Genomic DNA, 24,485 nt, shown 5'->3' on the forward strand with positions numbered 1-24,485 from the left:
CGGTGAAGTCAGGCACGGTAAAGTCAGGCGATTGCGCCGATCCGAAAGCCCGTTGTGCCGCTCCGCTCGACCGCCGCCGGCAGACTGAGCTCCCAGTCGAGATAAGCGCGGGACGCCGCGAGATTGCCACTGTGACGGTCGTGCAGCCAGAATAGAGTGTCGATCCGCTCGCGGTCCGTCGGTTCGCTGGGCGTCGCCACAATCTCCAACCTAGCGTCTCGCCAGGCCGTCTCGCCGCCGGCCAGCACCGCGGCGTCCAGACCGTCGTCACGCAGGTCGCGGGCAACGAGCTCCGCGAGACCGACATCAGCGGCCGTCACGACAATCCGCGCGGCATCGCAGACCTCCGGCGGTAGCTGGGGCAACCGCGAGCGATTGGTCCAGATCGCCCCGCCGGGGTGGCCACGCCGGTAGTCCTCGCTTGCATCAGCCGAAATGAGCGCGGCGCCCGCATCAATCCATGCCTTGGCTTCGGCTGAAGTCAGGCGCGGCGGACGGGGGAAGGAGGCAACCGCGCCATGGCCGACGGCCGGGACCGTGCCACCGATCAGGCCGGGCACCACGGACACATCCCATCCGAGCTGGCGCAGCCAATGGGCCGTCACGATGGCTCTCACGCCGTCGTCGTCGGTGAGCACGATCCGCGCCCCACGCGTGCCCACCCATTTGTCGAGCGCCTGGACGAGTTGCCCGCCCTGGGCGGACACGCTCCCCTCGGCATGGCCTGCCGCATAGTCCTCGGGATGACGGACGTCGAACAGATAGGTCGTGCGGACCGGGTCGTCCCGCCATTCCGCGAGCCGAAGCGGTGTGATCACCGGAACACCAAAACGGACGGCGAGCGCATCCGCGCGCCGGCGCGCCTCTTCCCGCGCTCTGAGGCCCAACGTCTGGCGTGGTGGGGGCGGCGCATCGCGTTCGAGATCGAGCCCCGCGAGCCGCCAGCCCTGGGTGCCGCCGGAGAGCGCCGCCACCCGGTTGGGTACGCCCGCGTTGATCAGAGCCTGCGCCCCGATGATGCCACGTGTCCGCCCCGCGCAGGAGACGACGACATAGGTGTCCGGCGATGGCACGAGTTCGGCGAAGCGATGCACGATCTCGGCGCCCGGCGCACTGATGGCGCCCGGCACGTGGAAGCGCGCGAATTCCTCACTCGTCCGACTATCGAGAACGACGACGTCAGCCTTGGACTTGATCAACCGGTCGAGTTCTTCGGCCGTGATGTCCGGGGTGTGGTAGGCATGCTCGACGCATTCGGCAAAAGCCTTGCTCGGTACGTTGACGCTTGTGAACAGCGGCTCGCCCGCCGCCTCCCAGGCCGCGACACCGCCCAGGACGAGATGAACATCGCCATAACCGAGATCCGCCAGCCGCCGCGCGGCCGACGGCCCTATCCCCTCCTCTGCCAGCAGAACGACCCGCGTCGCCGGCCGCGGCACCAGCCGGGGGAAATCGATCTCAAGCCGGCTGTAGGGCACGTTGACGGCAAGCAGCGGGTGCCCTTCGCCGTGGAGGCCCTCTTCCCGCACGTCGACGAAGGCGATTTCCCCCTCTCCCGCGAGCCATGCGCGCAGGGTTGTCACATCGATCAATGGCGTGCCTTGCGGTGTCCCCCGCAGGATCACGCTCGTGGGCGCATTCATGGCACTCTCCTTGGCTTCATGAGGGCTGGAGCAGCAGAGGCGGGATCAGTCGCGATACCCGGGATTCTGGCGATCGAGCAGCCGCTTCAGCGCGTCGAAATGCAGGTCGAACCCGGATTTCGCGCGGTTGGTCAGGGCCGTGCCCGTAATCTGCGCATGCACATGCTTGACCATCTCGTCGGTGAGATAGCGCAGGGGCTGGCCGGTCCATTGGGCAAAGAGCTGGACGCGGGCCGAGCGCTCGAGCTGGTAGAGCCGGTCGTAGGCTTCCGCCACCGTGCGCCCGGCGACCAAGACACCGTGATGGGCCATGAACAGGATGGTCTTGTCGCCGAGAATGTCAGCAAGGCGCTCGCCTTCCGCCGGATCACGCGCGAGGCCGGTGTAATCCTCGTCATAGGCGATCTGCTCGATGAGCTGCGCCTCGGTGTGGCCGATCGGCAGGAGCCGCTGGTCCTTGAGGCGCGTCAAGGCGCTGGTATAGGGCATATGGGTATGCAGCAGCGCCGCGTGCTCGGGCTTGCGCCGATGGATCGGCGCATGGATGCAATAGGCCGAGCGCTGCAACGCGCCGTCGCCGTCCAGCACGCGGCCCTCATAATCCACGGTCAGGAGACCACTCGCGGTCACCTCGGACCAGTGCAGGCCGAGCGGGCTGACATAGAAGCGGTCGTCGGTGCCGGGCACCGCCAAAGTGAAATGGTTGTAGATGCCCTCGCTCATCTCCTGGATGACGGCGAGACGCTGGGAGGCGGCGAGATCGATCCGCGCCTGGTGCTGCTCGGCGGTTTCCTGCCGGCGGTCATGGGCGGGGGCGAGGTTCTGGGTCACAGCATTCATCGGACAGGTTCCTGAGGCGATGCGGGCGAGCGCCGGGGCGGCTCATTCCACGGATGTGCGGGGGTTGAAAAGGTCATTGAGGCCATTGCCGATGAGCATGAAGCTCATGACGGTGAGGAAGATCGCGCCACCGGGCAGCGCGGTCATGTACCAAGCGGTGCGGAGCATCGGGCGGCCAGCGCCCACCATGCTGCCCCAGCTCATGACATTGGGGTCGCCGAGCCCGAGGAAGGACAGCGAGGCGTCCGACAGGATCGCCTGGGCGACGAGGATCGAGGCCGCCACGACGACGGGCGCGAGGCTGTTCGGCAGCACATGACGCAGGATGACGCGCGCCGGGCTCATGCCCATGGCGACAGCCGCCAGCACGAAATCGAGCTGCCGCACCCGGAGCGCCTCGGCGCGTACCAGCCGGGCGATCTGCGGCCATGACGTGATGCCGATGGCGAAGGTGATACTCGCGATCGATGGACCGAGGATCACCACGATGATGATGGTGAAAAGGAGCCCCGGCATGGTCTGAAATAACTCGCTGATGCGCATCAGGATATCGTCCACCACGCCGCCGCAGTAGCCCGCCAGCGCCCCGAAGGTGACGCCGACGATCAGCGCGACGGCTGTCGCGGCGACACCGACGATCAGCGAAATGCTCGCCGAATGCGCCATCGCCGCCGCCATGTCGCGGCCCATCATGTCCGTCCCGAGCGGGAAGCGCGGATCGACGCCCGGCCAGAGGTTGGCCGGTCCCACCATGTCCCGGGGGTCGCCGGGATAGAGCATCCCCGCGGTCAGTGCGATGAAGACAATCACCGCGAGCAGCAGGCCACCGACGATGAGGGCGCGCGATGTCTTGAAGCGCCCGAGCCCGATGAGCCGTGGCAGGGCGAGCGCGACCGCCGTCAGCGCCGAACCTCCACCCGCGGATCCAGCACCGCGTAGAGCAGGTCCACGAACAAGTTGACCACGATCACGATCATCGATGAACATAGGAAAATCCCGAGCAGGAGATTGACGTCGCGGGAGAAGACGGCTTCATGCGCCAGCCGGCCGACACCCGGCCAGCCGAAGACGGTCTCGGTGACGATCGTGCCGCCGAAGATGGCGCCGACCTGCAGCCCCGTGATGGTGACGATCGGCAGGAGGGCGTTGCGCAGCACATGGCGCAGGATGAGGCGCAGGCCCCCTACCCCCTTGGCCCGCGCCGTGCGGACGAAATCCAGTCCATAGACCTCGAGCATCGCCGAGCGCGTAATGCGCACGTAGATCGACAGGAAAAACAGGCTGAGCGTGAGCGCGGGCAGGACGAGATGAACCGCCACGTCGCGCATCTCGTCCCAATAGCCCGCGTAGCTCGCGCCGATCGTGACGAGCCCCGCCGAGGGCAGCCAGCGCAACTCGATCGAAAACACGACGATGAGCATCAGCCCGACCCAGAAGAGCGGGGTCGCGAAGCCCATGGTCGAGATGACCGAAATCGCCTCGTCGAGAAGACTGCCTCGGTAGCGCGCGGCAATCGCGCCGAACGTGACACCGACGATCAGCGCGAAGGCGATCGCGGTGAGCGAGAGCAGGATCGTTGCCGGCAAGCGCTCCAAGATGAGATCAATCACCGCCATGTTCTGTCGGAACGAATAGCCGAGATCGAAATGCAGGATGTTGTAGATATAGTTGAAGAACTGCTCATGGACCGGAATGTCGAGTCCGTAGAGCTTCCGCAGACTGTCCATATATTCCGGCGTCGCCGAGCCGGATTCTCCCGCCATGACGTCCACAAGATCGCCGGGCGTCAGCTTCAACAGCACGAAATTGACGAGGATGATCGCGAAAGCCATCGGAATGGCCTGGATCAGCCGGCGCAGGACATACACAAGGGACGATGACATCGGACTTGCTCCGGGAGCAGTTCCAGCGGAAGCGCGCAGCGGTTCCGCGTCAGGAATTGCGTAAAGACAAATCGATAGAGCGTTTCCAGCGAAGCAGATTTCGTCAGAAATGCTCTAGAAGACGGCCGCTTGGCCGCCGTCGACGGCGACAAGCGCGCCCACCACGTAGCTCGCGCGCTCACTCGCGAGGAACACCGCGACATCAGCGATCTCTTGGGCCTCCCCATAGCGGCGCAGCGGCGTCTCCGCCTGTCCGCGCGCCAAAGCCTCCTCACGGCTGATGCCGAGCCGTTCCTGCTCGAGCCTGAGGCTCTGCTCCACGCGGTCGGTCAGCGTGATCCCCGGATTGATGGCGTTGATGCGAATGCCGTAGCGCGCGTAGTATTTTGCGAGCCCAAGCGTCGAAAGCAGCAGGGCGGCGTTGGCGGAACCACCCGGGAGGTGGTTGTCGGCGGGGAAGCGTCCGCCCGAGCCGACGATATTCACGATCGCGCCGATCTGGCGGGGCGGCGGCGCCGTGCCATCCGTTTCCGCGCGTGCCCGCAGGCGCTTCAGAACAGCATCCTGCGCGTGGATATAGGGAAAGAACTTGGCCTCCAGGCCGGCGCGCCATGCGGCGGGATTGAGCTCCTCGGCCGGTGTCCGGCGGGCCGCGCCGGCGCTATTAACGAGCACCTCGATCGGGCCGAGCCGGGCTTCGACCTCATCGATGGCGCGCGACGCCTCGGCCGCGTCGCCGAAATCGGCGGCGATTGCGTCGACGCTGTACCCCCTATGGCCGAGCAGATCCTTGCCGCGCGCGAGATTGGTGGGATCACGCGAGGCGATGGCGACACGCGCCCCCTCGCGGGCGAAACCCTCGGCTGCGGCCAGGCCCAGCCCCTTGCTGCCACCCGTGACCAGTACGACTTTATCAGTCAAACCAAGATCCATGACCTATCCTCGCCATCATTCCGCATGTTGACCGATGCATTCAATAGTACATCGTGATCGGTGGCGGCGTATCGTTGGTGTAATAATTTCCGACGACCTTGTATTTGTATGACGTGGCGTCGTGGGTCGTGTGCGTCCGCGCGTTGCGCCAGTGACGATCGAGGTTGCGATGGCTGAGCGTCGCGGAGGCGCCGCCGACCTCGTAGAGCAGTTCACCGGCCTTGAGAGCGGCTTCGTTGCAGACGATCTTCGCCTCGGCCACCGCGATGGAAGCCTCGATCAGAGCCGGCTCCACCTCGGACCAGGGCGCCGCGCCTGCCAGCCAGCGCTGGTGCCAGACGTCATGGGCGAGATCGACCGCCTCCGCCGCCCAGAGAAGCGCGGCGCGGGCGGTGTGTGCGCGCGCTGCGATGTCACCGACCGTGTAGAGCACATAAGGGTCGTCGCCGGCGCGCGTCACGCCGCTTTCGGCCTGCACGCGCGCATTCTCCCGCACGAAGCGAGTGGTGTCGTCCAACGCGGCGAGCGCGATCCCCACCTCGATGGTGGAATGGAGCAACTGGGTGCCGGCGGCCTGGTAGTTGCGCGTGCTGCCCTCCTTGGCGTCGAAGGGCATGACCTCGTCGGCCGACACCGCGACGTCATGGAACTCGGTGGTGCCGCTCGCCGTGCCGCGCTGGCCCATGGCGCGCCAGTCGTCGATCTGGTGCACGCCCTCGCGCGTCTTCGGAAAGAGCACGGAGACGGTCCGGCCGTCCTCATCCCGCGCCGTGACGCGCAGGATGTCGGCCATCAGCCCGCCGGTGCTGTAGAATTTCGTGCCGTTGAGTCGGAAACCCGCGCCGTCGCGCGTCAATGTGGTCGCGATATCTGTGCGGACCTTGCTGCCGCGCTCGGTGGTGGCGCCGCTGACGATGGCGCCATGGCGGATGGCCCGGAGCCAGCGGCGGCGTTGTGGCTCCGTCGCCATCAACCGAATGCGCTCCACCGTGGTGAAATGCGGCAGCAGCACCTGGGCGACGCTGGAATCCCCCTTGGCGAGCAGGATCAGCACCTTGACGGTGTTGGCATAGGAGAGATGCGGACCGCCATAATCGCGCGGCAGGCGAATGGCGCTGAGGCCCGCCTTGCGAACCGCTTCGAGCTCCGCATGCGGATGGCGGCTCTCCCGATCCCGCTCGGAGGCGCCGGCGGCGAGTTCCGCGCTCAGGGTCCTCGCGGCGGCAATGAAGTCGGACGCCGACTGGTGGGGCGAAACGACGGGATCGCGATAGCGCCCTAAGGCTGGCACGTCATCTGTCGCCGCGTTGGCGAGGGATAGCTCTACACTGGACATTCACAGGTCCTGAATTCTGATGGAGGCGGATCCGGGCGCCGTCATTCGGCGGGAATGCCGACGGTCGCCGGATGGGCGTCGTAACGGAAGGCACGCCCCGGATGGCGTGGGCCGAGCCGGGCATGGCCGAAGAATTTCTCGCGCAAGGGGCCCGGCCGATAGGCTGTCTTGAAGACGCCCCGGTTCTGCAGTTCAGGCACAACGAGATCCACAAAATCCTCGAGATTGCGCGGCTCGACCACCCGGGTGAGGTTGAAGCCATCGACCCCCGCTTCATCGACCCAGGCGAGGAGTTCGTCGGCGACCTGCGACGGCGTGCCGACGATGAACGGCCCACGTCCGCCCACCTCGCCGAAATCCGCGAGGTCCCTCACCCGCCACACCCTGTCGGCGCTACGGATGGTCATGGCCTCCAGCTTCGATTGCACGCTGTTGTTATTCTTCACGAAGCGCACCGGGTCGTCCGGCCCGTAGTCGCCGAAATCGATGCCCGTCCAGCCCGACAGCAGCGCGAGCGCGCCCTTCACATCGAGATGGCTGCGGTACTCCTCATATTTGTCGCGGGCCTCGGCTTCTGTCGGCGCAACGATCACGGTGGCGCCGACGAAGATGCGGATATCGTCGGGGTGCCGGCCGAAACCGATGGCGCGGCGCCGGATATCGACCGCGCTTTCGGCCAGCTGCTTCTTGCTCTGGTTTGTAAACACGCATTCCGCGTGGCGTGCCGCGAAGGCGCGGCCGCGCGCCGAGGTGCCCGCCTGGTAGAGAAGCGGCGTGCGCTGGGGCGATGGCTCGCTCAGATGGATGGCGTCAAGGTCGAAATAGGTGCCGTGATGGCTGATGCGATGCACCTTCTCCGGCCGCGCGAAAACGCGGCCCACCTTGTCACGCGCCGCCGCGTCATCCTCCCACGAACCCTCCCAGAGCTTATAGACGAGGTCCAGGAACTCGTCGGCCCGGTCATAGCGCTGGTCATGGTCGCGCACCGCCGTGTCGCCGAGCGCCTTCACGCCGCTTTCGAGATAGCCGGTGACGATGTTCCAGGCGACGCGGCCCTTGGTGAGATGATCGAGGGTCGAGAAGCGGCGCGCGAGGTAATAGGGCTGCTCATAGCCGACCGACGCGGTGACGCCGAAGCCGAGGTTCTGCGTCGCGGCCGCCATCGCGGAAATCAGCACGGACGGATCATTGCTCGGGATCTGCGCGCCAGCCGCGAGAGCCGCATCAGGCGAGCCCTTGTAGACATCGTAGACACCCGAGACATCGGCCAGAAAAATGCCGTCGAGCAAGCCGCGCTCGGCGGTGCGGGCGATGGTGATCCAAAAATCAAGGTCGGTGTAGTCGATCGCGCGATCGGCGGGATGGGTCCACAGGCCGGCCCAGCTGTGGCCGGGCGCATTCATGTGGAAGGCGTTGATCGCAATTTCCTTCGGCATGCCGATCTCCACTGGGATAAAATGGCGGCCTGTCAGGCCGCGTCGTAGCGGAAGCCCGCGCCTGGATGCGGCGCGGCAAGGCGCGCATGCCCGGGGCCAAACAGCTTCTCGCGATAGGTGCCGGCGGCGTATTGGCTCTTATAGGCGCCGCGCCTCTGCAGCTCCGGCACGACGAGGTCGATGAAATCGACATAGGTTTCCGGCGCGACCGCATAAGCGAGATTGAACCCGTCGGCGCCTGTTTCCTCGACCCAGGCCTCAATCTCATCCGCGACCTCAACCGGCGAGCCGACGATGACGGGCCCTTGGCCGCCGATGCCCGCGTGGCGGGCGATGTCGCGCAAAGTCCATTGCCGGTTTGGATCGGCGACCGTGAAGGCCTCGATCGTCGAGACCACACCGTTGTCGCGATCCTCATAGCGCAGCACCTCGTCGAGATCGCGGCCCGCCAAATCGATGCCCGTCCAGCCGGAGAACAGCACGAGGGCCCCCTGGTGGCTGATGTAGGACTGGTACTCCGCAAGCTTCGCCCGGGCGGCGCGCTCATTCTCCCCGACGATCACCGTCATGAGGGGAAAGAACAGGAGATCGTCCGGATGGCGGCCGTTCTCGGCGGCGCGCCGGCGCACGTCGCTGATCACCTTGGCGGCGACCGTCTTGGTCGGCGCGGCGAGAAACACGCCTTCCGCGTGGCGTGCCGCGAAGGCACGTCCGCGCGTCGAGCCGCCGGCCTGGAACAATACGGGCGTGCGCTGGGGTGACGGTTCCGTCAGGTGGATAGCGTCCAGCTTGTAATGCGCGCCCTGATGGCTGACGCGGTGGACCTTCTCCGGGCGGGCGAAGATGCCCTGGTCCCGATCCCACAAGACGGCGTCATCCTCCCAGCTGCCCTCCCAGAGTTTGTAGACCACCTCCATGAACTCGTCGGCGATGTCGTAGCGCTGGTCGTGTGGGACGATCGCGTCCCGCCCCATGCCCTTCGCCCCCGCCGATGACTTGCCGGTGACGATGTTCCAGCCGACGCGTCCGCGCGTCAGCTGGTCAAGGGTCGAGAAACGGCGTGCGAAGAGATAAGGCGGCTCGAAGGAGAGATTGCCCGTGACCGCGAAGCCGAGGTTGCGGGTGGCGTGCGCCATCGCCGGGATCAGCAGTGTGGGATCATTGGTCGGCACCTGCGAGCCATGCGTGAGCGCCGCATCGAGATTGCCGCCGTAAACATCGTTGGGCCCGATGCCGTCGGCGAGGAAGATGGCATCGAACAACCCGCGCTCCAGCGTGCGGGCGAGATCGACCCAATAGTCGAGATCCTTGTAGGCGGTGGAGCGGTCCCGTGGATGCCGCCAGAGCCCTGGCGACTGGTGCACCGGGCGGCCGACGACGAAAGCGTTGAAGCGGATTTCCCTGGTCATGGCGCGATCTCCCATCCTACGGCTCCATCCAGACGTTCGTCAGCGCGGCGTCCGGTCCCGGCCGTCGCCCGCGGAAACCTGTGACGCGCGAGCCCCAATGACCGTGATGAAACGCTTCCTGACACTGGTGACACGTGAACCTCCGGCGATTGGCGAGCCGTGGACGCCGCCCCCGGCGTGCGCGAGCGGATGATGGGTGGCGATGGATGCCGGCCGCAGAACCGGGCAACGGGTGAATTCATCAGTATCACATGATTTTATTTTTTCTATAGATTTTATAGACAAAAATAAAAGCTCATGCGAACGTCAACTCGCCCGGACCTGCTGCGAGATTTTGCGCGTCGCGGTCCTCGGCCACCAACTCATTGTTTTCCGGGAAATTTTCAAAGGAACGACCATGTCCGCGAGAACTGGCGGCACCCGCCTCCCCATCAGTCCCCCGCCCTACAACCGCCGTCCTTTGATCCGGCACCTGCGCGGCGCGCTCGCCTGTCTCTCGCTATCGCTCGGCCTGGCTGCAATTGGATCGGCAACGTCAACGGCACAGGAGAGCCCGGCGCGGACACCGGTGCGCGGCGGCACGCTGATCGCGGCGATCGAGCCGCAGCCATCCGTGCTGACGACGGTGTTCAACAATCAATATGCGAACGCGGTTCTGTCGACGAACATCTTCGACGGCCTGCTGCGCTATGATGAAAACTTGGCGCCACAGCCGAGCCTTGCTGAGAGCTGGGAGGTTGCGCCGGATGGCAAGTCCATCACCTTCCACCTGCGCAAGGGGGTGAAGTGGCATGACGGCCAGGAGTTCACGTCGGAGGATGTGAAGTTCAGCGCGCTCGAGGCCTGGAAGAAAACCCATACACGCGGCAGGCTCACCTTCGCGGCCCTTCAGGATGTCGAGACCCCGGACAAGTATACGGCCATCTTCCGCCTTGAGACGCCCGCTCTTGTTATCCTGAACGCCTTGAATGCCGCCGAATCGCAGATCATCCCGAAGCATATATTCGCTGGCTCGGCTATCCCGACCAATCCCGCCAATGCCAAACCGATAGGCACGGGTCCATTCCGCTTCAAGGAGTGGAAGAAAGGCCAGTATATCGAGCTCGAGCGCAATCCCGACTACTGGGATGAAGGCAAGCCTTACCTCGACCGTGTAATCTTCAAGGTCATTCCCGATACCGCGAGCCGCGCCGCCGCGCTGGAGACGGGTGAACTGCTGTTCGCACCCTACGATGCCGTGCCCTTCGGCGACGTCGCGCGCCTGCGCAAGGACCCCAATCTGCGATTCGAAACGCGCGGCTATGATTATCACTCGCAGTTCTACCTGCTGGATTACAACCTGCGGAATCCCATTCTCGCCAATGTGAAAGTCCGCCAGGCCATCGCCCGCGCTATCAACAAGCAGGGACTGATCGACACGGTGTGGTATGGGCTCGGCAAGCCCTCGACCGGCCCTATCCCGTCCAGCGTCAAGACCTACTACACGCCGGATGTCCAGCAGTACGACTTTGACCCGGCCGCCGCGGAGAAACTGCTCGACGACGCCGGCTATCCGCGCAAGGCGGACGGCACCCGCTTCGACCTGAATATCGACTTCACGGCGGTTGGCGACGTCACCGCCAATTCAGCCGAATATATCCGCCAAAGCCTGAAGCGCGTCGGCATCAATCTCAAGCTGAATAATCTCGACGACCCCTCCTATCTCAGGAAGGTCTACAAGGACTACGATTACGACCTCAATCTGCTGCAGATCTCACCGCTGATCGATCCGCAGATGGGCCTGTTCCGGCTCTACTGGTCGAAGGCGCAGGCGCCGGGCGTGCCCTATGTCAATGCGTCGAGCTATGCGAGCCCAGCGACGGACCGCATCATCGAGGCGATCCGCATCGAGGGTGATCCCGAGAAACGCGTGAAGCTCTTTCATGATCTGCAGCGGGTCGTGACATCGGACCTGCCGCTCGTGCCGCTGTTCGAGATGCAGCATTTCACCTTCTACAACAAGAAGGTGCACGGCGTGAACACGACGCCGGACGGCGCGATCTCATCGCTCAAGAACGTCTGGCTGGAGCGCTGAACCGCCACCTCGCCTGATCCGTTAGGTCGCCGGCCTGTCACGCCGGCGGCCGAGCCGTGACCGATTGAACAGGACAGCACCAATGGCGCAGCCATCCCTGGCCCGCATCCCCTCATCAAGCCCTCACGATGGCCAGGCGCTCGTCGCGCTGTCAGCCGCTTTCGGCGAGAAACTCGCCGCCGGGGCGGCCGCGCGCGACAGTGAACGCCGCCTGCCCTTCGCGGAAATTCGCGAGCTGGCAGCCTCTGGCCTGCTCGCTGCCCGCGTGCCGGCGGAATACGGCGGGCCGGAAGTGTCGATGGTCGACTACGCCCGCATCATTCTCAACCTCGCCAAGGGCGACCCCAATGTCGCCCAGGCTGCCGCGCCCGTCTTTCCCAATGTGGAGAAGATCCGGATCTATGGCAGCGAAGCACAGAAGCGCCGCTACTTCGGCATCGTGTTGGACGGCCGTCTGTTCACCGGCAATGCCGCGGCGGAACGTGGCGGCAAGCGCATCGGCGACATGACGACCCGAGTGACGCGCAATGCCGGCGGCTACCGCCTCGACGGGCGTAAATACTATTCCACCGGCACGCTCTTCGCGGAATACGTGCTGGTGACCTCACATCTCGGCGACGACAGCCGCGCGGCGGTCATTGTCCCGACTGATCGCGAGGGCGTCACCGTCACCGACGACTGGGACGGGATGGGCCAGCGCACGACGGCGAGTGGCACTGCGGTCTTCGACAATGTGCGGCTCGATCCCGACGAGATCATGCCGATCCCCGCCTATGGCCAGCGCCGCACCTACGAGGGTGCCTATGCCCAGCTGATGCATGCGGCGCTCGATGCGGGCATCGCGCTGGCCGCGCTCGAGGATGGTATCCGCTATGGCCGCGACGGCGCCCGCCCCCTCCCCGAGGCAGGCGTGGAGCGCGCGGCGGACGATCCTTACGTGCTGCACACGGTCGGCGAGATGGCGATCCAGACCCATGCGGCCGTGGCGCTGGTGGAGCGCGGCGCGGCGCTACTGGATCGGGCTGTCGAGGCCTTCTACGGCGGACGGGACGCCGACCGACTGCTTGGCGAGGCCTCAATCGCCGTTGCCGAAGCCAAATACATGTCGAGCGAGGCGTCCATCAAGGTGAGCGAGATGATCTTCCGCATTGGCGGCGCCTCCGCCACGTCGCGCCAGCGCAATCTCGACCGGCATTGGCGAAACGCGCGCACTCACACCACTCACGACCCTGTTGCCTACAAGGCGCGCGCGGTCGGCAATTTCTACCTCAATGGCGCGTTGCCTCCCATCAACACCAAGATATGATCGCCGCTCTTGAAGCGTGTGGGAGAGGCGTTGATGACGAGGCTTTGCATTTTCGGGGCCGGCGCCGTGGGCAGCCACCTCGCCGCCAAGCTCATCCGCTCCGGCAAGGTGGATGTGTCGCTCGTCGCGCGCGGCGCCCATCTTTCAGCCCTGCGGGATAACGGTCTGACGCTGCGTGGCGTGGAGGATAGCTTCACCGTCCCCGTCGCGATGGCGACCGACGATCCAAACAGCCTGCCGCCGCAGGACGTCGTGATCGTCGGGTTGAAATCCCACAGCCTGCCGCCGGTTGCCGCTCAACTCGGCCGGCTTATCGCGCCGGACGGGGTCGCGCTCTTCTGCCTCAATGGCATCCCGTGGTGGTGGAACCATGGCCTGCCCGGCAAGGCCGGGCCGCTGCCCCTCATCGATCCTGATGGTGTGCTCTGGAAGGAGATCGGCGCGGAACGGGCGCTTGGCGTGATCGTCCAGTCACCCAACGAGATCGTTGCGCCGGGCGTCGTCGAAAATGCGAGCGACAGCAATCACTTCCTGCTGGGCGAACCTGACCGCAGCCCAAGCCCTCGCCTGGATTCCAGCCTGGCGCTTCTGCAATCGGCCGGCATTGACGCCATCCACTCGCCGGACATCCGCCGTGATGTCTGGGCGAAGCTTCTCCGCAATGCTTCCAACGGACCGCTCGCCGCGCTGACACGCCTCGTCGGCGCTGAACGCAACGCATTCCCTGAACTCGACGCGGTTGGCCAGGCCATCATCACCGAGCTGGTCGCCATCGCGGGCGCGCAGGGCTACGATATCGGCACAGAGGCGGCCGAAAGAGGCAAGGGGCCGCGGGCCCAGGCTCTCGCAGCCGTTCGTCCCTCGATGCTTCAGGACCTGATGCAGGGCAGACCAATGGAAGTCGAGAGCCAGCTCGGCCAACCCGCGCTCTTCGCCGATGAAGTCGGGGTTGCGGCCCCAACCCTCAAGACGGTGCTCGCGCTGCTGCGCGGGCTCAACCACGCGATAACCCGCGGCGCATCGCCCAAAGCGGACGCGTGAGGATGGACCATCCGAGCATTCAAGCGCTCGGAACGTCAGGACATAGGCGCCGGCCGCGACCGCACATCAAGGCAAGTCGTCCAGCGCCAGGGTGTTGCAGACCAATCCGTATCCCTACATATCCACGATCGGCGCGAAACCGCCAAAGATCATGCGCTTTCCGTCGAAGGGCATGGTCGAGCCCATCTCCTTCATGCGCGGGTCGGACATCATCTTGGCATGGGCCGCGTCTCGAACTTCCTTTGAAGGATATTCGAACCAGCTGAAGACGACGACCTCACCCTCCTCGGCCTTCACGGCACGGCGAAAATCCGTGACCTTGCCGTCCGGCACGTCGTCACCCCAGCATTCAACGACGCGTGTCGCGCCGAACTCCTTGAACAAGGGCACCGCATCAGCGGCGTGCTTGCGATAAGCTTCCTTATTCGCCGCTGGCACGGCCACAACAAACCCTTCCACGTATTTCATGTCCGTCTCCTCCCTATGGAAAGCTGATTGCCTAAGGAGCGCTTTGCGCCTCGACGCTTGGAATTTATGTTGATATCAACTTAATTTTAAGTTGTCAAAGTAGGATGCCCGACGCCGATGGAAAGTTCCGCGTCCTCCCGGTTCATGCGTCGGCGAGCGGCCAGCGGCCCTTCTCATGGTATCGTCCTAGTCCGCGTTCGCTGTGAATAAGGGTGAAGGCCTTGGCCTTGAAACGGATCGGACCGATCGACTGAAAGGGTACCGGCCCCGGGCAGTAGGCCAGCGTCATATGCGGCTTGAAAGTGTCTGCCGCGCGTAGGCCATGGCCCCGCATGGCTTCGACGAGCGCCTCGTGCAGACGCTGGAGAGAACCGGCTTCCGCCAGCAGCACGAGGGGATGCTTGCGCTCCCCGCCGCCGCGCTTGGGTGCTGGCCGAAAACTCCCCACCGAAGAGAAGGTAACCTCGAACGCCTGCCCACCGATGGTGCGAGCGGCGAGCTCCGACGCATAAACCTTGTGCGTTGGCAGCCGTTTGTAGTCGCCCACGTGGTACAGCGAAACATGGAGGCGCCCTGGTTTCAGGACGTCTCCCTGGATAGCGTTCTCCCGTCGAAAAACCGTACTGAAACGCGCGATCTTCGTCGCGGATCCACGGTCAGGAAGCAGGCAAAAAAACAACCTCTCGGGGAATCGCGGCCGCCAGCGCTCGTCCCGGAATAAATCAAGCTGATCTTGCATGACGGGCGCTCCCCTACGCAACAATCGCAGCCCGATCCCATAAATCGACGACCGGGCCGCCGAGACGCGCGCGACAACACTTGACCCTTTTGGCAGATGCCCGCAACGACTTGCTGTATAGAACATAACATGAACAAATCAAGCGTCAGCGACCGCCCGCGATTCAGATCAATGCATGCGCCGGTGTGGTAGGCTCAGATTCAGCCGATGACACAGGGAGGGCCGTGGCACCATGACGGACGGACATTCAGCAACCACCCAGCGTAGCGTGGTCGTGCAGGGCTTCACAAACAGTGTCCTTGACCCGAAGGAGCCCATGCTCGGACCGCTGGAGAACGGCGGAACCATCATCGCGAATACCGCGCCGGGATGCTGGGGCCCCATGATCACCCCGCGACTGCGTGGCGGGCACGAGGTCACGCAGCCTGTGTTCGTCGCGGGCGCGGAGCCGGGCGATGCCGTCGCGATCCGCATCCGCGACATCACCGTCACTTCGCTCGCGACAGCCTCGGGCCATGACAGTTCTCCCGCCGGATTCTGCCTTGGCGATCCCTATGTCGCGGCGCGCTGCCCTGTGTGCGACGAGATCTGGCCGGAGACCCACGTCGAGGGCATTGGTCAGGACGCCGTGCGCTGCGACAGATGCGGCAATGCCGTCAAGCCGTTCGAGATCGTTCACGGCTACACCGTGGTGTTCGACCACGCCCATGGCGTCGGCCTGACCATGCCGCGATCGGCCGCCGACAAGATTGCCCATGAAGCCAAGCATTATGCGGCCCTGCCCGATCACTCGGTGCAGCATTCCATCCTGACCTTCGCGCCCGCGGACATGGCCGGCGTGCCCGTGCGCCTCAGGCCGTTCCTCGGCCAGCTCGGCACGACGCCGTCCATGGCCCTGCCGGACTCGCATAATGCCGGTGATTTCGGCGCCTTCCTTGTCGGGGCTCCCCATCCCTATGCGGTCACGGCCGAGCAATTGGCCGCGCATAAGACAGACGGGCATATGGACATCGACGCGGTGCGCGCGGGCGCGATCCTCGTCGCGCCGGTGAAGGTGAAGGGTGCGGGCGTTTACATGGGCGACATGCATGCAGCCCAAGGCGACGGCGAGATCGCCGGCCACACCATGGACGTGGCGGGCAGCGTTACCCTGCAAGTCGAGGTGGTGAAGAACTATCGCATCGACGGGCCTGTCCTCTTCCCGCTGCTGGAGGATCTGCCGCCATTGGCGCGACCGCTCTCGCCAGCCGAGAAGGCGGCGGCGCAGAAGCTCGCGAGCCAATGGGGTGTCAGTGCGATCGAGGAACTCGCGCCGATCTCCGTGATCGGCACCGCGGCCAACATGAACGCCGCGATCGATAACGGGCTCCAGCGGGCAGCCGATCTTCTTGGCCTGACGGTCCCGGAAATTCGTAACCGTGCGACTGTCAACGGCGCCATCGAGATCGGTCGCGCCCCGGGTGTCATCCAGGTCACGTTCCTCGCGCCACTCAGCCGGCTGGATGCCGCAGGACTCGGCGATTACGCGCGCGAACAATACGGGTTGTAGAACACTCGCCAACCCAGGGCCTTGCCGCAGCCCCCGTTCCATCCCTGTGAATAGGCGACTGGCATGGGGACTGCGGATGATGCTCGCTCTCAACGATCGATCGCGAGCGAGTATTGATCAGGCCCGACGTCGGATCAGACCACGCGCAATCCATGCCGGCTGCGGCCCGGCACGCTCATGGTCACAAGCGGGCCTCCGCCATCATTCTCCTCATCGCCCAAGGCGCTCACCATCTCCACGAGCTGGTCGAGCTGCGCATCGATCTCACGCCGCAAGGCGCAGAGGCGAAGAAACTCTTCCTCATAGGTCCGACGAGAGGGCCGATTGGGGAAGCGGAGTACCGTCATGAGCGAATCCCTGTGATCGCGTTGTCGCCACAGTGATGCACCCGAGATGGCAAATTTTTTCCTACCAACGATCAGATTTGCCCATCGCCTATCCAAAAAGCAGTGTGCCGGCAGCTCCCCGAAAGCAGCGCCGGCACCCCTCCCCCCAACATGAGGTTTGCGATACAACCCAATGCGACCACATATCTTTTCAGAAAATCACTGGCCCTTGGTCACGTTCCAGTAGACGGGAACGCCAGCGGCCAGAAGCCCATCGACATTCTTGCGCACACCGCGCACCAGATAGAACTGTCCGACGGGCACGTAAGGCACAGTCTCGACCGCGCGAAGCTGGATCTTCTCGGCGATGGCCTTGCGGGCCGCGAAATCCGGTGCCGTCGTGAAATCAGCGCGAAGCTTCTCGATCTCCTCATCGCAAGGCCAGCCGAACCAGGCCTTTTCGCAGTTCGAGCGCAGGGCCATATGGCCGACCGGCTCACTCATGTCGGGCGCCGCGGGTCCTGACAGAAAGAGCGACCAGCCGCCCTGTCCAACCGGATTCTTGCTGGTGCGGCGGCTCGACAGGGTGCCCCAGTCCATCGCCTGGTAGTCAACCTTGAGGCCGATGTCGCGCATGGCCTGCGCCACCACGAGGCTTGCGGGATGGAGGGCGGTTTCGGTCGCGTCGAGAAGCACGATCGGCGTGCCGTCATAGCCGCTCTCCTTGACCAGCTGCTTCGCCTTTTCCACGTCGGGCTTCGGCCATCCGGCCTTGGTGAAATAGGGCGAATCGCACATGTAGAACGATGGGCAATTGGTCTAGAGGCTGGGGTCGTCGACATAGGCGCGCAGCGCCGGATCCTGATCCACGAGCGTCAGGATAGCCTGCCGCAGCTTGGCATTGTTGAAAGGCGGCTGCGACTGGTTGAAGCGCATGACGCCCTGCAGGGCCGCGAGTTTGGCGATCCCCACATCCGCGTTGCCCTTGACGAGGGGAATCATGTCGGGCGGGACTTCCTCGAAGATATCGATCTCGCCCGCCTGCAACGCGTTCAACGCCGTCTGCGCATCGGGAATGATCTGCCATTCCACGCGATCGACCTTCGCCGGCTTGCCTCCCGCCAGACCATCGGGCGCCTCGCCACGCGGGCTGTAGGTCGGCGATTTCACGTAGACGACCTTCGAACCGGGCGCCCATTCGTCAAGCTTCATGACGAAGGGACCGGAGCCGACCGGATCCTTGATGTTCTCATTGGAGGGGGTCTTGGCGATACGCTCCGGCATGATGAAGGGAACGTTCGAGCTCGGCTTGCCGAGCGCCTCCAACACGAGGCCCCAGCTATTCTTGAGGGTGAGCTTGACCGTCTTCGCGTCAACGGCCTCCAGAGCAGCCGTGTTGGCCATGAGCTGCTGGCCGAGACCATCGCGCTCGCCCCAGCGCCTGAGCGAGGCTACCACATCCGCCGCCGTGACCGGCGCGCCATCGCTGAACTTGAGCCCATCCCGCAGCACGAATGTCCAGGTCAGCCCGTCCTGCGAGCGATCGTAGCTCGCTAGCATTTGCGGCACGATCTCGCCCTTGGCGTTCTGCGCGAAAAGAACGTCGTAGACCATGTAGCCGTGATTGCGGACCATATAGTCCGATGTCGTGATCGGATCGATGGTCTTGAGATCGCCGAAGGGACGAACCTTCAACGTGGTCTCCGCTGATGCAGGCAGCGCCCACAGGCCAACGATCACTGCTGCGACCGTGAGCCCCCATCCCTGTCTAGGCTTCATGTCTTCTCCCCTTCCTTGAGCTTTGCCTCTGGAGCATCTCCGCCTGTCGTCCGGCTGCGAAGAAGCTCCGTCCTTTTGGTTTTATTCACGATCCCTAGCGGAGATCCGCGAGGTACCGTCCCGAGAACCGCATCAGTTTCTGCGCCGGCTGAGCTTTGGATCGAGCGCATCCCGCAGGGCATCGCCGAGAACGTTCACTGTCAGAATGAGCAGCGCCAGAAACACCCCTGGAAAGGCGGCAATCCAGGGCGCGCGCTGCAGATATTGGCGTCCCTCGGCCAACATGTTGCCCCAGCTTGGAATGGTCGGTGGGGTCCCTGCGCCGAGGAACGACAAGACCGACTCGACGACCATCGCGGCCGCGAAGACGTAGGTCGCCTGGACCAGCACGGGCGCTGCGATGTTCGGCAGGATATCGCGAAGCAATAAGCGGGGAACGCGCGTGCCGAGCGTGATCGCGGCTTCCACATAGGGCTGGTCGCGCAGCACCAGCACGCAGCTGCGCACCACGCGGGCCATGCGCGGCACCTCCACAATGGTGATGGCGACCACGACGTTCTGGAGGCTCGAGCCGAACAGCGACATGAGCGCGATGGCCAAGAGAATGCCCGGTATCGCCATGACGCCGTCCATGAAACGCATGAGGATGCCGTCGAGCCTACGGAAAAATCCCGACAGCAGGCCGAAGAGCACACCGAAGACCGTCGTCAGCACCATCACCAGGGTGCCGGCAGCGAGCGAAATGCTGGTCCCGTTCAACGTGCGCGACAACACCGAGCGCCCGAGATGATCGGTTCCGAACCAGTTCTGCCAGCTCGGAGGTCGCAGGCGTTGCGATGGATCGAGCCGTGCCGGATCCGGCAGGAGATGGGGGGATGCGGCGGCGATCAGCATGAAAATCAGGAGGACGCTGATCCCAATCAGGATGACGGGATGCCGGCCGAGGAAGTGTCGGAACCCGGCACGTCGCCCCGCCGACATCATGGCGCCCGCTTGCTTGGTGTCGACGGAACTGGTCTCGGCGGCTTCGGCTTCGATCATCGCCATGGCCGCCTCAATACCGCACGCGCGGGTCGAACAGCCCGTAGCTGAGATCGACCAGAAGGTTGATGAAGACATAGATCGTCGAGAAGAGCAGGATCAGCCCCTGGACGACGGGATAGTCGCGCCGGAGGATGGCGTCGGTCGTCAGTCGGCCTAGCCCCGGAATGTTGAAGACCGTTTCCGTGACCACGACGCCACCGAGCAAGGCGGCCATGCCCACGCCCACCACGGTGACGATGGGAACCGCCGCATTGCGCAGCGCATGGGCGATGAGGATGGCGCCCGGCCTGACACCCTTGGCGTTTGCCGTGCGGATATAGTCTTCCGACAGCACATCGAGCAGGCTGGCGCGGGTCACGCGGGCGATCAGCGACGTGTAGAGCAACGCCAAAGTGAGGCCGGGCAGAAAGAGGCTTCGCAGACATGGCCAGAGGCCCGCCGATAACGGCGTATAGCCCTGGGTCGGAAACCAGCCGAGCCAGAGGGAGAAGACATAGACAAGAAAGAAGCCGACGACGAACACCGGCGCCGAAAAGCCGAGCACCGCGAAAGCCATGGTCAGCCGGTCAACGAGCCCTCCCGCCCGCACAGCCGCGAGAATGCCCATCGGCAAGGCGAGCACAAGCGACATGACAATGGCGACCAGCGCCAGCATGGCCGTCGCTTCCGCGCGCTGCCCGATCAGCCGCGTCACCGGCATGTTTGAAAAGACGGACTGGCCAAGATCGCCCGATGCAAGCTGCGCGGCCCAGCCGATGAGCTGCTCTGGAATGGACCTGTCGAGGCCGAGCTTCAGCCGGACAGCCTCGACCTCCGCGGTCGTGGCCTGATCGCCAGCGAGCAGCGCGGCGGGATCGCCGGGTGTCAGCCGAAGCAGGCAGAAGGTGAACAGAGCGACAAAGAGAAAGACCGGCAGTGTGCCGATGAACCGCCGCACGACATACCGCCCCATCTACCCTGCTCCCCGCAGCATCAGCACGCGACCGGACACGGCGCCCCCCTCTTGTGTAACGTTTCGCATAAAGCTCTCATAGCGTCGCACCATCGGGCAAGTGAAATTTTGAAACAATTTTTCTGTTTGATTTTCAAATAAGCCGTGAGATGAAGGCGATCCTTGTAAAACGTTTTTTGGATCAAGATGGCGACTATTCGCGACGTCGCGCGCCTAGCTGGTGTGTCGGTCACCACCGTGTCCAATGCACTGAACCGTCCGGGACGCGTGAGCGCAGAACTCAGTGCGCGGGTTCACACGGCGGTCGAGAAGCTCGGCTATTCCCCTCATGCCGCTGCCCGCAGCCTGCGCATGCGCACAAGCGGCCTCATCGGCATGGTGGTCGCCGACATCACGAACCCCTTCTTCAGCGAATTGTTCGAGGCTGTGGAAAACGCCGCCGCCAAGGCCGGCTTCTCGATGGTGCTGTGCAACTCCGGCGAGGCCTTCGCGCGGGAAGAACGACACATGCAGATGCTGCGCGCCCAGAGGATCGACGGCCTCATCCTGGCGCCGACGGGCGCGATCTCCATCAACAGGGCCGCCATCCTCGCGGACCTCGCCGTGCCAGTCGCCCTTGTCGACCGCGGCATGGTCGAGCTCGGCTATGATGCTGTCGTCCTTGACAACCACAGGGCCGGCGCGCTCGCCACGTCGCACCTCATCGAGGCTGGCCACCGACGTATCGGCCTCATCAACGGACCGGAGGTGCTGCGCACCGCGGCCGATCGCCTGCAGGGCTACCGCGAAACGCTTCTGGCGGCCGGTATCGCCTTCGACCCTTCATTGATATGTGACGCGCGCTATCGCGAGAACGAAGCCTACAGGGCCGCCATCGAGATGCTGCGACGCGAGGATGCGCCGACCGCCATCTTCGCGACCAATAACGTCATGACCATCGGTGTGATGCGCGCCCTCGCCGATCTTGGCCTGACCTGCCCACACGATGTGTCCGTCATCGGTATCGACGATTTTCCCTGGGCGGGAGCCTTCACGCCTCGCCTGACGACGGTCGCGCAGCCGGTGGCCGCGATGGGCAAGCAGGTGCTCGATCTTCTGATCGACCGGATCCAGGGCGTCCGGACCGGCCCCGGAGAGACCCGCGTCCTCGCGCCGAGCCTGGTCGTGCGGGAATCGACGGCCAGGCCCAATCGCCGATTGCAGGCCGGCGCCACTCATGTCGACACGCGGCATTCCGCCCAAGAATCTGCCGCCCAAGAATCTGCCGTCCAAGGATCTGCTGTCTCACGGTCCGCCGACGCGAGCCCCATCGACCAAAACCATGCTGGGTGAGAACCATGTCTGATGAATTGATCGGAGCCAGCGCGAACCGCGTGGTCGCCCTGCTGCGGTCCGGCGCAATAACCGCCCTCGAACTCGTCGATATCGCGGCGAAGCGCATAGCCGCTGTGGAACCAGCCGTGAACGCCCTGCCGACGCTGTGTCTCGAGCGCGGGCGCGAGCAGGCGGCCGCCATCGACGCGGCTCGTGGGCGTGGCGAGCCCCTTCCCCTGCTCGCCGGACTGCCCATCGTCGTGAAGGACAACAACGACGTCGGCGGCGTGCGCACAACGAGCGGCACCCCACTTTTTCGGGACCGGATAGCCGAGACTTCGGACCGCACCGTCGCTCTTCTCGAGCGGCGGGGCGCGGTCCCGATTGCCAAGTCCAATCTGTCTGAACTCGGCGGCGCCCAGACCACCAACGCTGTCTTCGGGGCAACGCGCAATCCCTATGATATCAGGCTGACCTGTGGCGGATCCTCGGGTGGCGCGGCGGTTGCGCTCGCGACGGGCGAAGCCTGGCTTGCCCATGGCAATGATCTCGGGGGCAGCCTGCGCATTCCCGCGGCGTTCTGCAACGTCACAGGCCTCCGGCCGACGCCCGGGCGCGTGCCGCGCAAGCGCCTCGCCGCACCTTTCGACACGCTTGCGGTTGAAGGCCCGATGGCTCGCGACATCGCGGACCTCGCGCTCCTCTTCGACGCAATGGCCGGGTATGATCCCGGCGACGTGCTTACAGCGCCCTCCATGGAAACGCCCTTCCTCGACGCCGCCCGCGCGCCCTCAAGGCCCGGCCATGTCGCGGTCAGCGTCGATCTCGGGCTGCTCCCCGTCGCCCAACCCATCCGTGCCGCCTTCGACGCCTTCATCGCGACGCTCGCGCGCAGCGGCGTGCGAACAGAAGTCGCCACGCCTGACATCACCGGCGCGCTCGACGCCTTCCTCGCATTACGCGGCGCGAGCTTCCTCACGGCCTGGGAACCCTTCCTTCCCACGCATCGCGCCCTCTTTCCGGCAGGCGTGATGGAGGATATCGAACGCGGCGCCTCGCAATCCGGCGCCGCGCTCGCCGCCGCCGAACGCTACCGCGCCGATTTCTATCGCCGCACGATCGACTTGCTGGATCGCCACGAATTCCTGATCTGCCCGGCGACACAGGCGATGCCCTTCCCGGTCGAGACGCTCTATCCGGCATCGGTCGATGGTGTCGCCATGCACACTTATCTCGACTGGATCGCGATCACCGCCATCCTGTCGATGACAGCCTGTCCGGCGATCGCGTTGCCTATCGGCTTCTCCCCGGATGGATTGCCCATCGGCATCCAGATTCTGGCCCACCCGCGCCGCGAGGCCGCGCTGATCGCATTCGCGGCGTGGATCGAGCGGGAACTCGGCCTGCCGACAAGCCCGATAGACCCGCGCCAGGGAGCCTCAGGCCTGCCGCATTCCACGTGAATTGTGTAGTGCGCGCCCCCTCGGGGAAGCGATGAACTGCACTGCCGCTACGATCTTTTCAATGCAGAAGAGACCGCGCAGGACCCCATTCGCGGCTTGAGATGCAAAATCGATCTCTTAAAAAGAATCAAGATCGTGGAACATCTATCTGGTATTCAACATTTTTCCCACCATAAGGAATGACGGCTCGTCGATTGGGCCGTTCCTCTGTTTCGTACCGCCACAAGATCTTTTAAGCTTGGCAAGCCTGCGGCTTCACATCGATCGAACGGCAGGATGCTATGAAGAGTGGGAAGACATGCCTATGGATGCTCGCTGCTTGACTGAACCGGACAGCCGTCATGCCGTAGTCTCCCCTGCCGTAAAGGGCTCGAGGACGCTTTGCCTTCTCGCCGTGGCTGGAGTGCTTGCGTGTTCGACGCCTTTCTCGGCGGCGCTCGCTGAAACCGTCCTCTATCGCACGCTGCGGGTGCAGACCGGCAAGCCGAATCGTGTTGCCGTCTATCAAAGCCTCAAGGCCGACTGCAGCCGCGGCCCGCTGGCCGAGATTCGCGTCAAGAAAATGCCGGGTCACGGAACCCTCGTCGTGCGCCGGGGGTCTTCAAAGCGCTCCAGCGGCCCCTGCGCCGCCATCCCGGCGCCCGCGCAGGCCATCTTCTACCAATCGCGCGATGGCTTCAGCGGCCAGGACCAGATTGAATACGAAGTGGTTTCGGGAAAGACGGTCGAGCGCCACACCGTCTCCATCATGGTGGAGAAAACCGCGCCACCTGTGCAGAGGACGCCCGATCGTCGGCTGGACGACAGCGTCGATATCTAAAGCGAGTTTCGCGCCCGCCGGAGCAATCTTTCGCTTCCCGTCCTTATTTCAAACAACTGGTCTTCGCGTGGAGCTGCGCCGCTTCGCCTGACTGTGCTGCCCCAACGAGCTATCCAATCCATTCCCGTGG

20 protein-coding genes and 1 pseudogene are annotated in these 24,485 nt (G+C 64.5%); 7 read left to right on the plus strand and 14 right to left on the minus strand.

Going from position 1 to position 24,485, the window contains the following annotated elements; genetic code table 11:
* Window positions 1–23: 23 nt before the first annotated feature.
* From KIO74_RS06230 to KIO74_RS06265, 8 genes are all read right to left on the minus strand, one after another.
* Window positions 24–1,643: a rhodanese-like domain-containing protein gene (locus tag KIO74_RS06230; protein ID WP_213331189.1), complete on the minus strand. Its 1,620-nt coding sequence runs from the start codon at window positions 1,641–1,643 to the stop codon at window positions 24–26.
* A 45-nt stretch (window positions 1,644–1,688) separates the two neighbouring features.
* Window positions 1,689–2,483, minus strand: coding sequence for a class II aldolase/adducin family protein (locus KIO74_RS06235; RefSeq protein WP_213331190.1), 795 nt, complete (start codon window positions 2,481–2,483; stop codon window positions 1,689–1,691).
* A 42-nt stretch (window positions 2,484–2,525) separates the two neighbouring features.
* Window positions 2,526–3,470 (minus strand): ABC transporter permease, encoded by a 945-nt coding sequence (locus KIO74_RS06240; protein WP_213331191.1) that lies wholly within the window; start codon window positions 3,468–3,470, stop codon window positions 2,526–2,528.
* Window positions 3,383–4,366 carry an ABC transporter permease gene (locus KIO74_RS06245; protein ID WP_213331192.1) on the minus strand — a complete coding sequence of 328 codons (984 nt, stop codon included), beginning with the start codon at window positions 4,364–4,366 and terminating at the stop codon, window positions 3,383–3,385. Before KIO74_RS06245 ends, KIO74_RS06240 begins: the two co-directional genes overlap by 88 nt.
* Window positions 4,367–4,480: 114 nt before the next feature.
* On the minus strand, window positions 4,481–5,287 hold the full coding sequence (locus tag KIO74_RS06250) for an SDR family oxidoreductase (protein WP_249730873.1): 807 nt from the start codon (window positions 5,285–5,287) through the stop codon (window positions 4,481–4,483).
* Between the two features lie 52 nt (window positions 5,288–5,339).
* Window positions 5,340–6,635 (minus strand): acyl-CoA dehydrogenase family protein, encoded by a 1,296-nt coding sequence (locus KIO74_RS06255; protein WP_213331194.1) that lies wholly within the window; start codon window positions 6,633–6,635, stop codon window positions 5,340–5,342.
* 41 nt (window positions 6,636–6,676) lie between these two features.
* Window positions 6,677–8,071, minus strand: a complete 1,395-nt coding sequence (locus KIO74_RS06260) for an LLM class flavin-dependent oxidoreductase (RefSeq protein ID WP_213331195.1) — start codon at window positions 8,069–8,071, stop codon at window positions 6,677–6,679.
* 32 nt (window positions 8,072–8,103) lie between these two features.
* Window positions 8,104–9,480: an LLM class flavin-dependent oxidoreductase gene (locus KIO74_RS06265; RefSeq protein WP_213331196.1), complete on the minus strand. Its 1,377-nt coding sequence runs from the start codon at window positions 9,478–9,480 to the stop codon at window positions 8,104–8,106.
* Window positions 9,481–9,877: 397 nt separating this feature from the next.
* On the opposite strand from KIO74_RS06265, the gene KIO74_RS06270 reads away from it, so the two are divergent.
* The 3 genes from KIO74_RS06270 (at window position 9,878) to KIO74_RS06280 (ending at window position 13,901) form a co-directional block, all read left to right on the plus strand.
* Window positions 9,878–11,554: an ABC transporter substrate-binding protein gene (locus tag KIO74_RS06270; RefSeq protein WP_213331197.1), complete on the plus strand. Its 1,677-nt coding sequence runs from the start codon at window positions 9,878–9,880 to the stop codon at window positions 11,552–11,554.
* Window positions 11,555–11,636: 82 nt separating this feature from the next.
* On the plus strand, window positions 11,637–12,860 hold the full coding sequence (locus tag KIO74_RS06275; protein WP_213331198.1) for an acyl-CoA dehydrogenase family protein: 1,224 nt from the start codon (window positions 11,637–11,639) through the stop codon (window positions 12,858–12,860).
* A gap of 33 nt (window positions 12,861–12,893) precedes the next feature.
* Window positions 12,894–13,901: a ketopantoate reductase family protein gene (locus KIO74_RS06280; protein ID WP_213331199.1), complete on the plus strand. Its 1,008-nt coding sequence runs from the start codon at window positions 12,894–12,896 to the stop codon at window positions 13,899–13,901.
* A 114-nt stretch (window positions 13,902–14,015) separates the two neighbouring features.
* On the opposite strand, the gene KIO74_RS06285 is transcribed toward KIO74_RS06280, so the two are convergent.
* Both KIO74_RS06285 and KIO74_RS06290 read right to left on the minus strand, forming a co-directional pair.
* Window positions 14,016–14,369, minus strand: a complete 354-nt coding sequence (locus KIO74_RS06285) for a DUF1428 domain-containing protein (protein WP_213331200.1) — start codon at window positions 14,367–14,369, stop codon at window positions 14,016–14,018.
* 142 nt (window positions 14,370–14,511) lie between these two features.
* Window positions 14,512–15,234, minus strand: coding sequence for a 2'-5' RNA ligase family protein (locus KIO74_RS06290; protein ID WP_349629151.1), 723 nt, complete (start codon window positions 15,232–15,234; stop codon window positions 14,512–14,514).
* A 106-nt stretch (window positions 15,235–15,340) separates the two neighbouring features.
* Here KIO74_RS06290 and KIO74_RS06295 point away from each other — a divergent pair, with 106 nt between their 5' ends.
* Window positions 15,341–16,657, plus strand: a complete 1,317-nt coding sequence (locus KIO74_RS06295) for an acetamidase/formamidase family protein (RefSeq protein ID WP_213331202.1) — start codon at window positions 15,341–15,343, stop codon at window positions 16,655–16,657.
* 134 nt (window positions 16,658–16,791) lie between these two features.
* Here KIO74_RS06295 and KIO74_RS06300 read toward each other — a convergent pair whose 3' ends face one another.
* The 4 genes and pseudogenes from KIO74_RS06300 to KIO74_RS06320 form a co-directional block, all read right to left on the minus strand.
* Window positions 16,792–17,004, minus strand: coding sequence for a hypothetical protein (locus KIO74_RS06300; protein WP_213331203.1), 213 nt, complete (start codon window positions 17,002–17,004; stop codon window positions 16,792–16,794).
* Between the two features lie 198 nt (window positions 17,005–17,202).
* Window positions 17,203–18,762 (minus strand): annotated as a pseudogene (locus KIO74_RS31610) (ABC transporter substrate-binding protein).
* Window positions 18,763–18,894: 132 nt separating this feature from the next.
* A complete protein-coding gene (locus KIO74_RS06315) occupies window positions 18,895–19,809 on the minus strand; it encodes an ABC transporter permease (protein ID WP_249730875.1) in 915 nt (304 codons plus the stop codon).
* 7 nt (window positions 19,810–19,816) lie between these two features.
* Window positions 19,817–20,758, minus strand: a complete 942-nt coding sequence (locus KIO74_RS06320) for an ABC transporter permease (protein ID WP_213331206.1) — start codon at window positions 20,756–20,758, stop codon at window positions 19,817–19,819.
* 186 nt (window positions 20,759–20,944) lie between these two features.
* Between KIO74_RS06320 and KIO74_RS06325 the strand changes: the two genes are divergently transcribed.
* From KIO74_RS06325 to KIO74_RS06335, 3 genes are all read left to right on the plus strand, one after another.
* Window positions 20,945–22,090, plus strand: a complete 1,146-nt coding sequence (locus KIO74_RS06325; RefSeq protein WP_213331207.1) for a LacI family DNA-binding transcriptional regulator — start codon at window positions 20,945–20,947, stop codon at window positions 22,088–22,090.
* A gap of 5 nt (window positions 22,091–22,095) precedes the next feature.
* Window positions 22,096–23,535 carry an amidase gene (locus tag KIO74_RS06330; RefSeq protein ID WP_213331208.1) on the plus strand — a complete coding sequence of 480 codons (1,440 nt, stop codon included), beginning with the start codon at window positions 22,096–22,098 and terminating at the stop codon, window positions 23,533–23,535.
* A 238-nt stretch (window positions 23,536–23,773) separates the two neighbouring features.
* Entirely contained in the window at window positions 23,774–24,355 is a 582-nt protein-coding gene (locus tag KIO74_RS06335) for a hypothetical protein (protein ID WP_213331209.1), read from the plus strand.
* Window positions 24,356–24,485 lie beyond the last annotated feature (130 nt).

It is taken from the genome of Chelatococcus sp. HY11 (assembly GCF_018398335.1).
Taxonomy (GTDB): domain Bacteria; phylum Pseudomonadota; class Alphaproteobacteria; order Rhizobiales; family Beijerinckiaceae; genus Chelatococcus.

Coding starts and splice junctions, on each gene's coding strand:
- KIO74_RS06240 (WP_213331191.1), bottom strand. CDS start 3,470: ATGTTCATCGATGATCGTGATCGTGGTCAACTTGTTCGTGGACCTGCT.
- KIO74_RS06265 (WP_213331196.1), bottom strand. CDS start 9,480: ATGACCAGGGAAATCCGCTTCAACGCTTTCGTCGTCGGCCGCCCGGTG.
- KIO74_RS06315 (WP_249730875.1), bottom strand. CDS start 19,809: ATGGCGATGATCGAAGCCGAAGCCGCCGAGACCAGTTCCGTCGACACC.
- KIO74_RS06295 (WP_213331202.1), top strand. CDS start 15,341: ATGACGGACGGACATTCAGCAACCACCCAGCGTAGCGTGGTCGTGCAG.
- KIO74_RS06285 (WP_213331200.1), bottom strand. CDS start 14,369: ATGAAATACGTGGAAGGGTTTGTTGTGGCCGTGCCAGCGGCGAATAAG.
- KIO74_RS06255 (WP_213331194.1), bottom strand. CDS start 6,635: ATGTCCAGTGTAGAGCTATCCCTCGCCAACGCGGCGACAGATGACGTG.
- KIO74_RS06300 (WP_213331203.1), bottom strand. CDS start 17,004: ATGACGGTACTCCGCTTCCCCAATCGGCCCTCTCGTCGGACCTATGAG.
- KIO74_RS06245 (WP_213331192.1), bottom strand. CDS start 4,366: ATGTCATCGTCCCTTGTGTATGTCCTGCGCCGGCTGATCCAGGCCATT.
- KIO74_RS06280 (WP_213331199.1), top strand. CDS start 12,894: ATGACGAGGCTTTGCATTTTCGGGGCCGGCGCCGTGGGCAGCCACCTC.
- KIO74_RS06275 (WP_213331198.1), top strand. CDS start 11,637: ATGGCGCAGCCATCCCTGGCCCGCATCCCCTCATCAAGCCCTCACGAT.
- KIO74_RS06325 (WP_213331207.1), top strand. CDS start 20,945: ATGGCGACTATTCGCGACGTCGCGCGCCTAGCTGGTGTGTCGGTCACC.
- KIO74_RS06330 (WP_213331208.1), top strand. CDS start 22,096: ATGTCTGATGAATTGATCGGAGCCAGCGCGAACCGCGTGGTCGCCCTG.
- KIO74_RS06290 (WP_349629151.1), bottom strand. CDS start 15,234: ATGTTCTATACAGCAAGTCGTTGCGGGCATCTGCCAAAAGGGTCAAGT.
- KIO74_RS06235 (WP_213331190.1), bottom strand. CDS start 2,483: ATGAATGCTGTGACCCAGAACCTCGCCCCCGCCCATGACCGCCGGCAG.
- KIO74_RS06320 (WP_213331206.1), bottom strand. CDS start 20,758: ATGGGGCGGTATGTCGTGCGGCGGTTCATCGGCACACTGCCGGTCTTT.
- KIO74_RS06270 (WP_213331197.1), top strand. CDS start 9,878: ATGTCCGCGAGAACTGGCGGCACCCGCCTCCCCATCAGTCCCCCGCCC.
- KIO74_RS06260 (WP_213331195.1), bottom strand. CDS start 8,071: ATGCCGAAGGAAATTGCGATCAACGCCTTCCACATGAATGCGCCCGGC.
- KIO74_RS06230 (WP_213331189.1), bottom strand. CDS start 1,643: ATGAATGCGCCCACGAGCGTGATCCTGCGGGGGACACCGCAAGGCACG.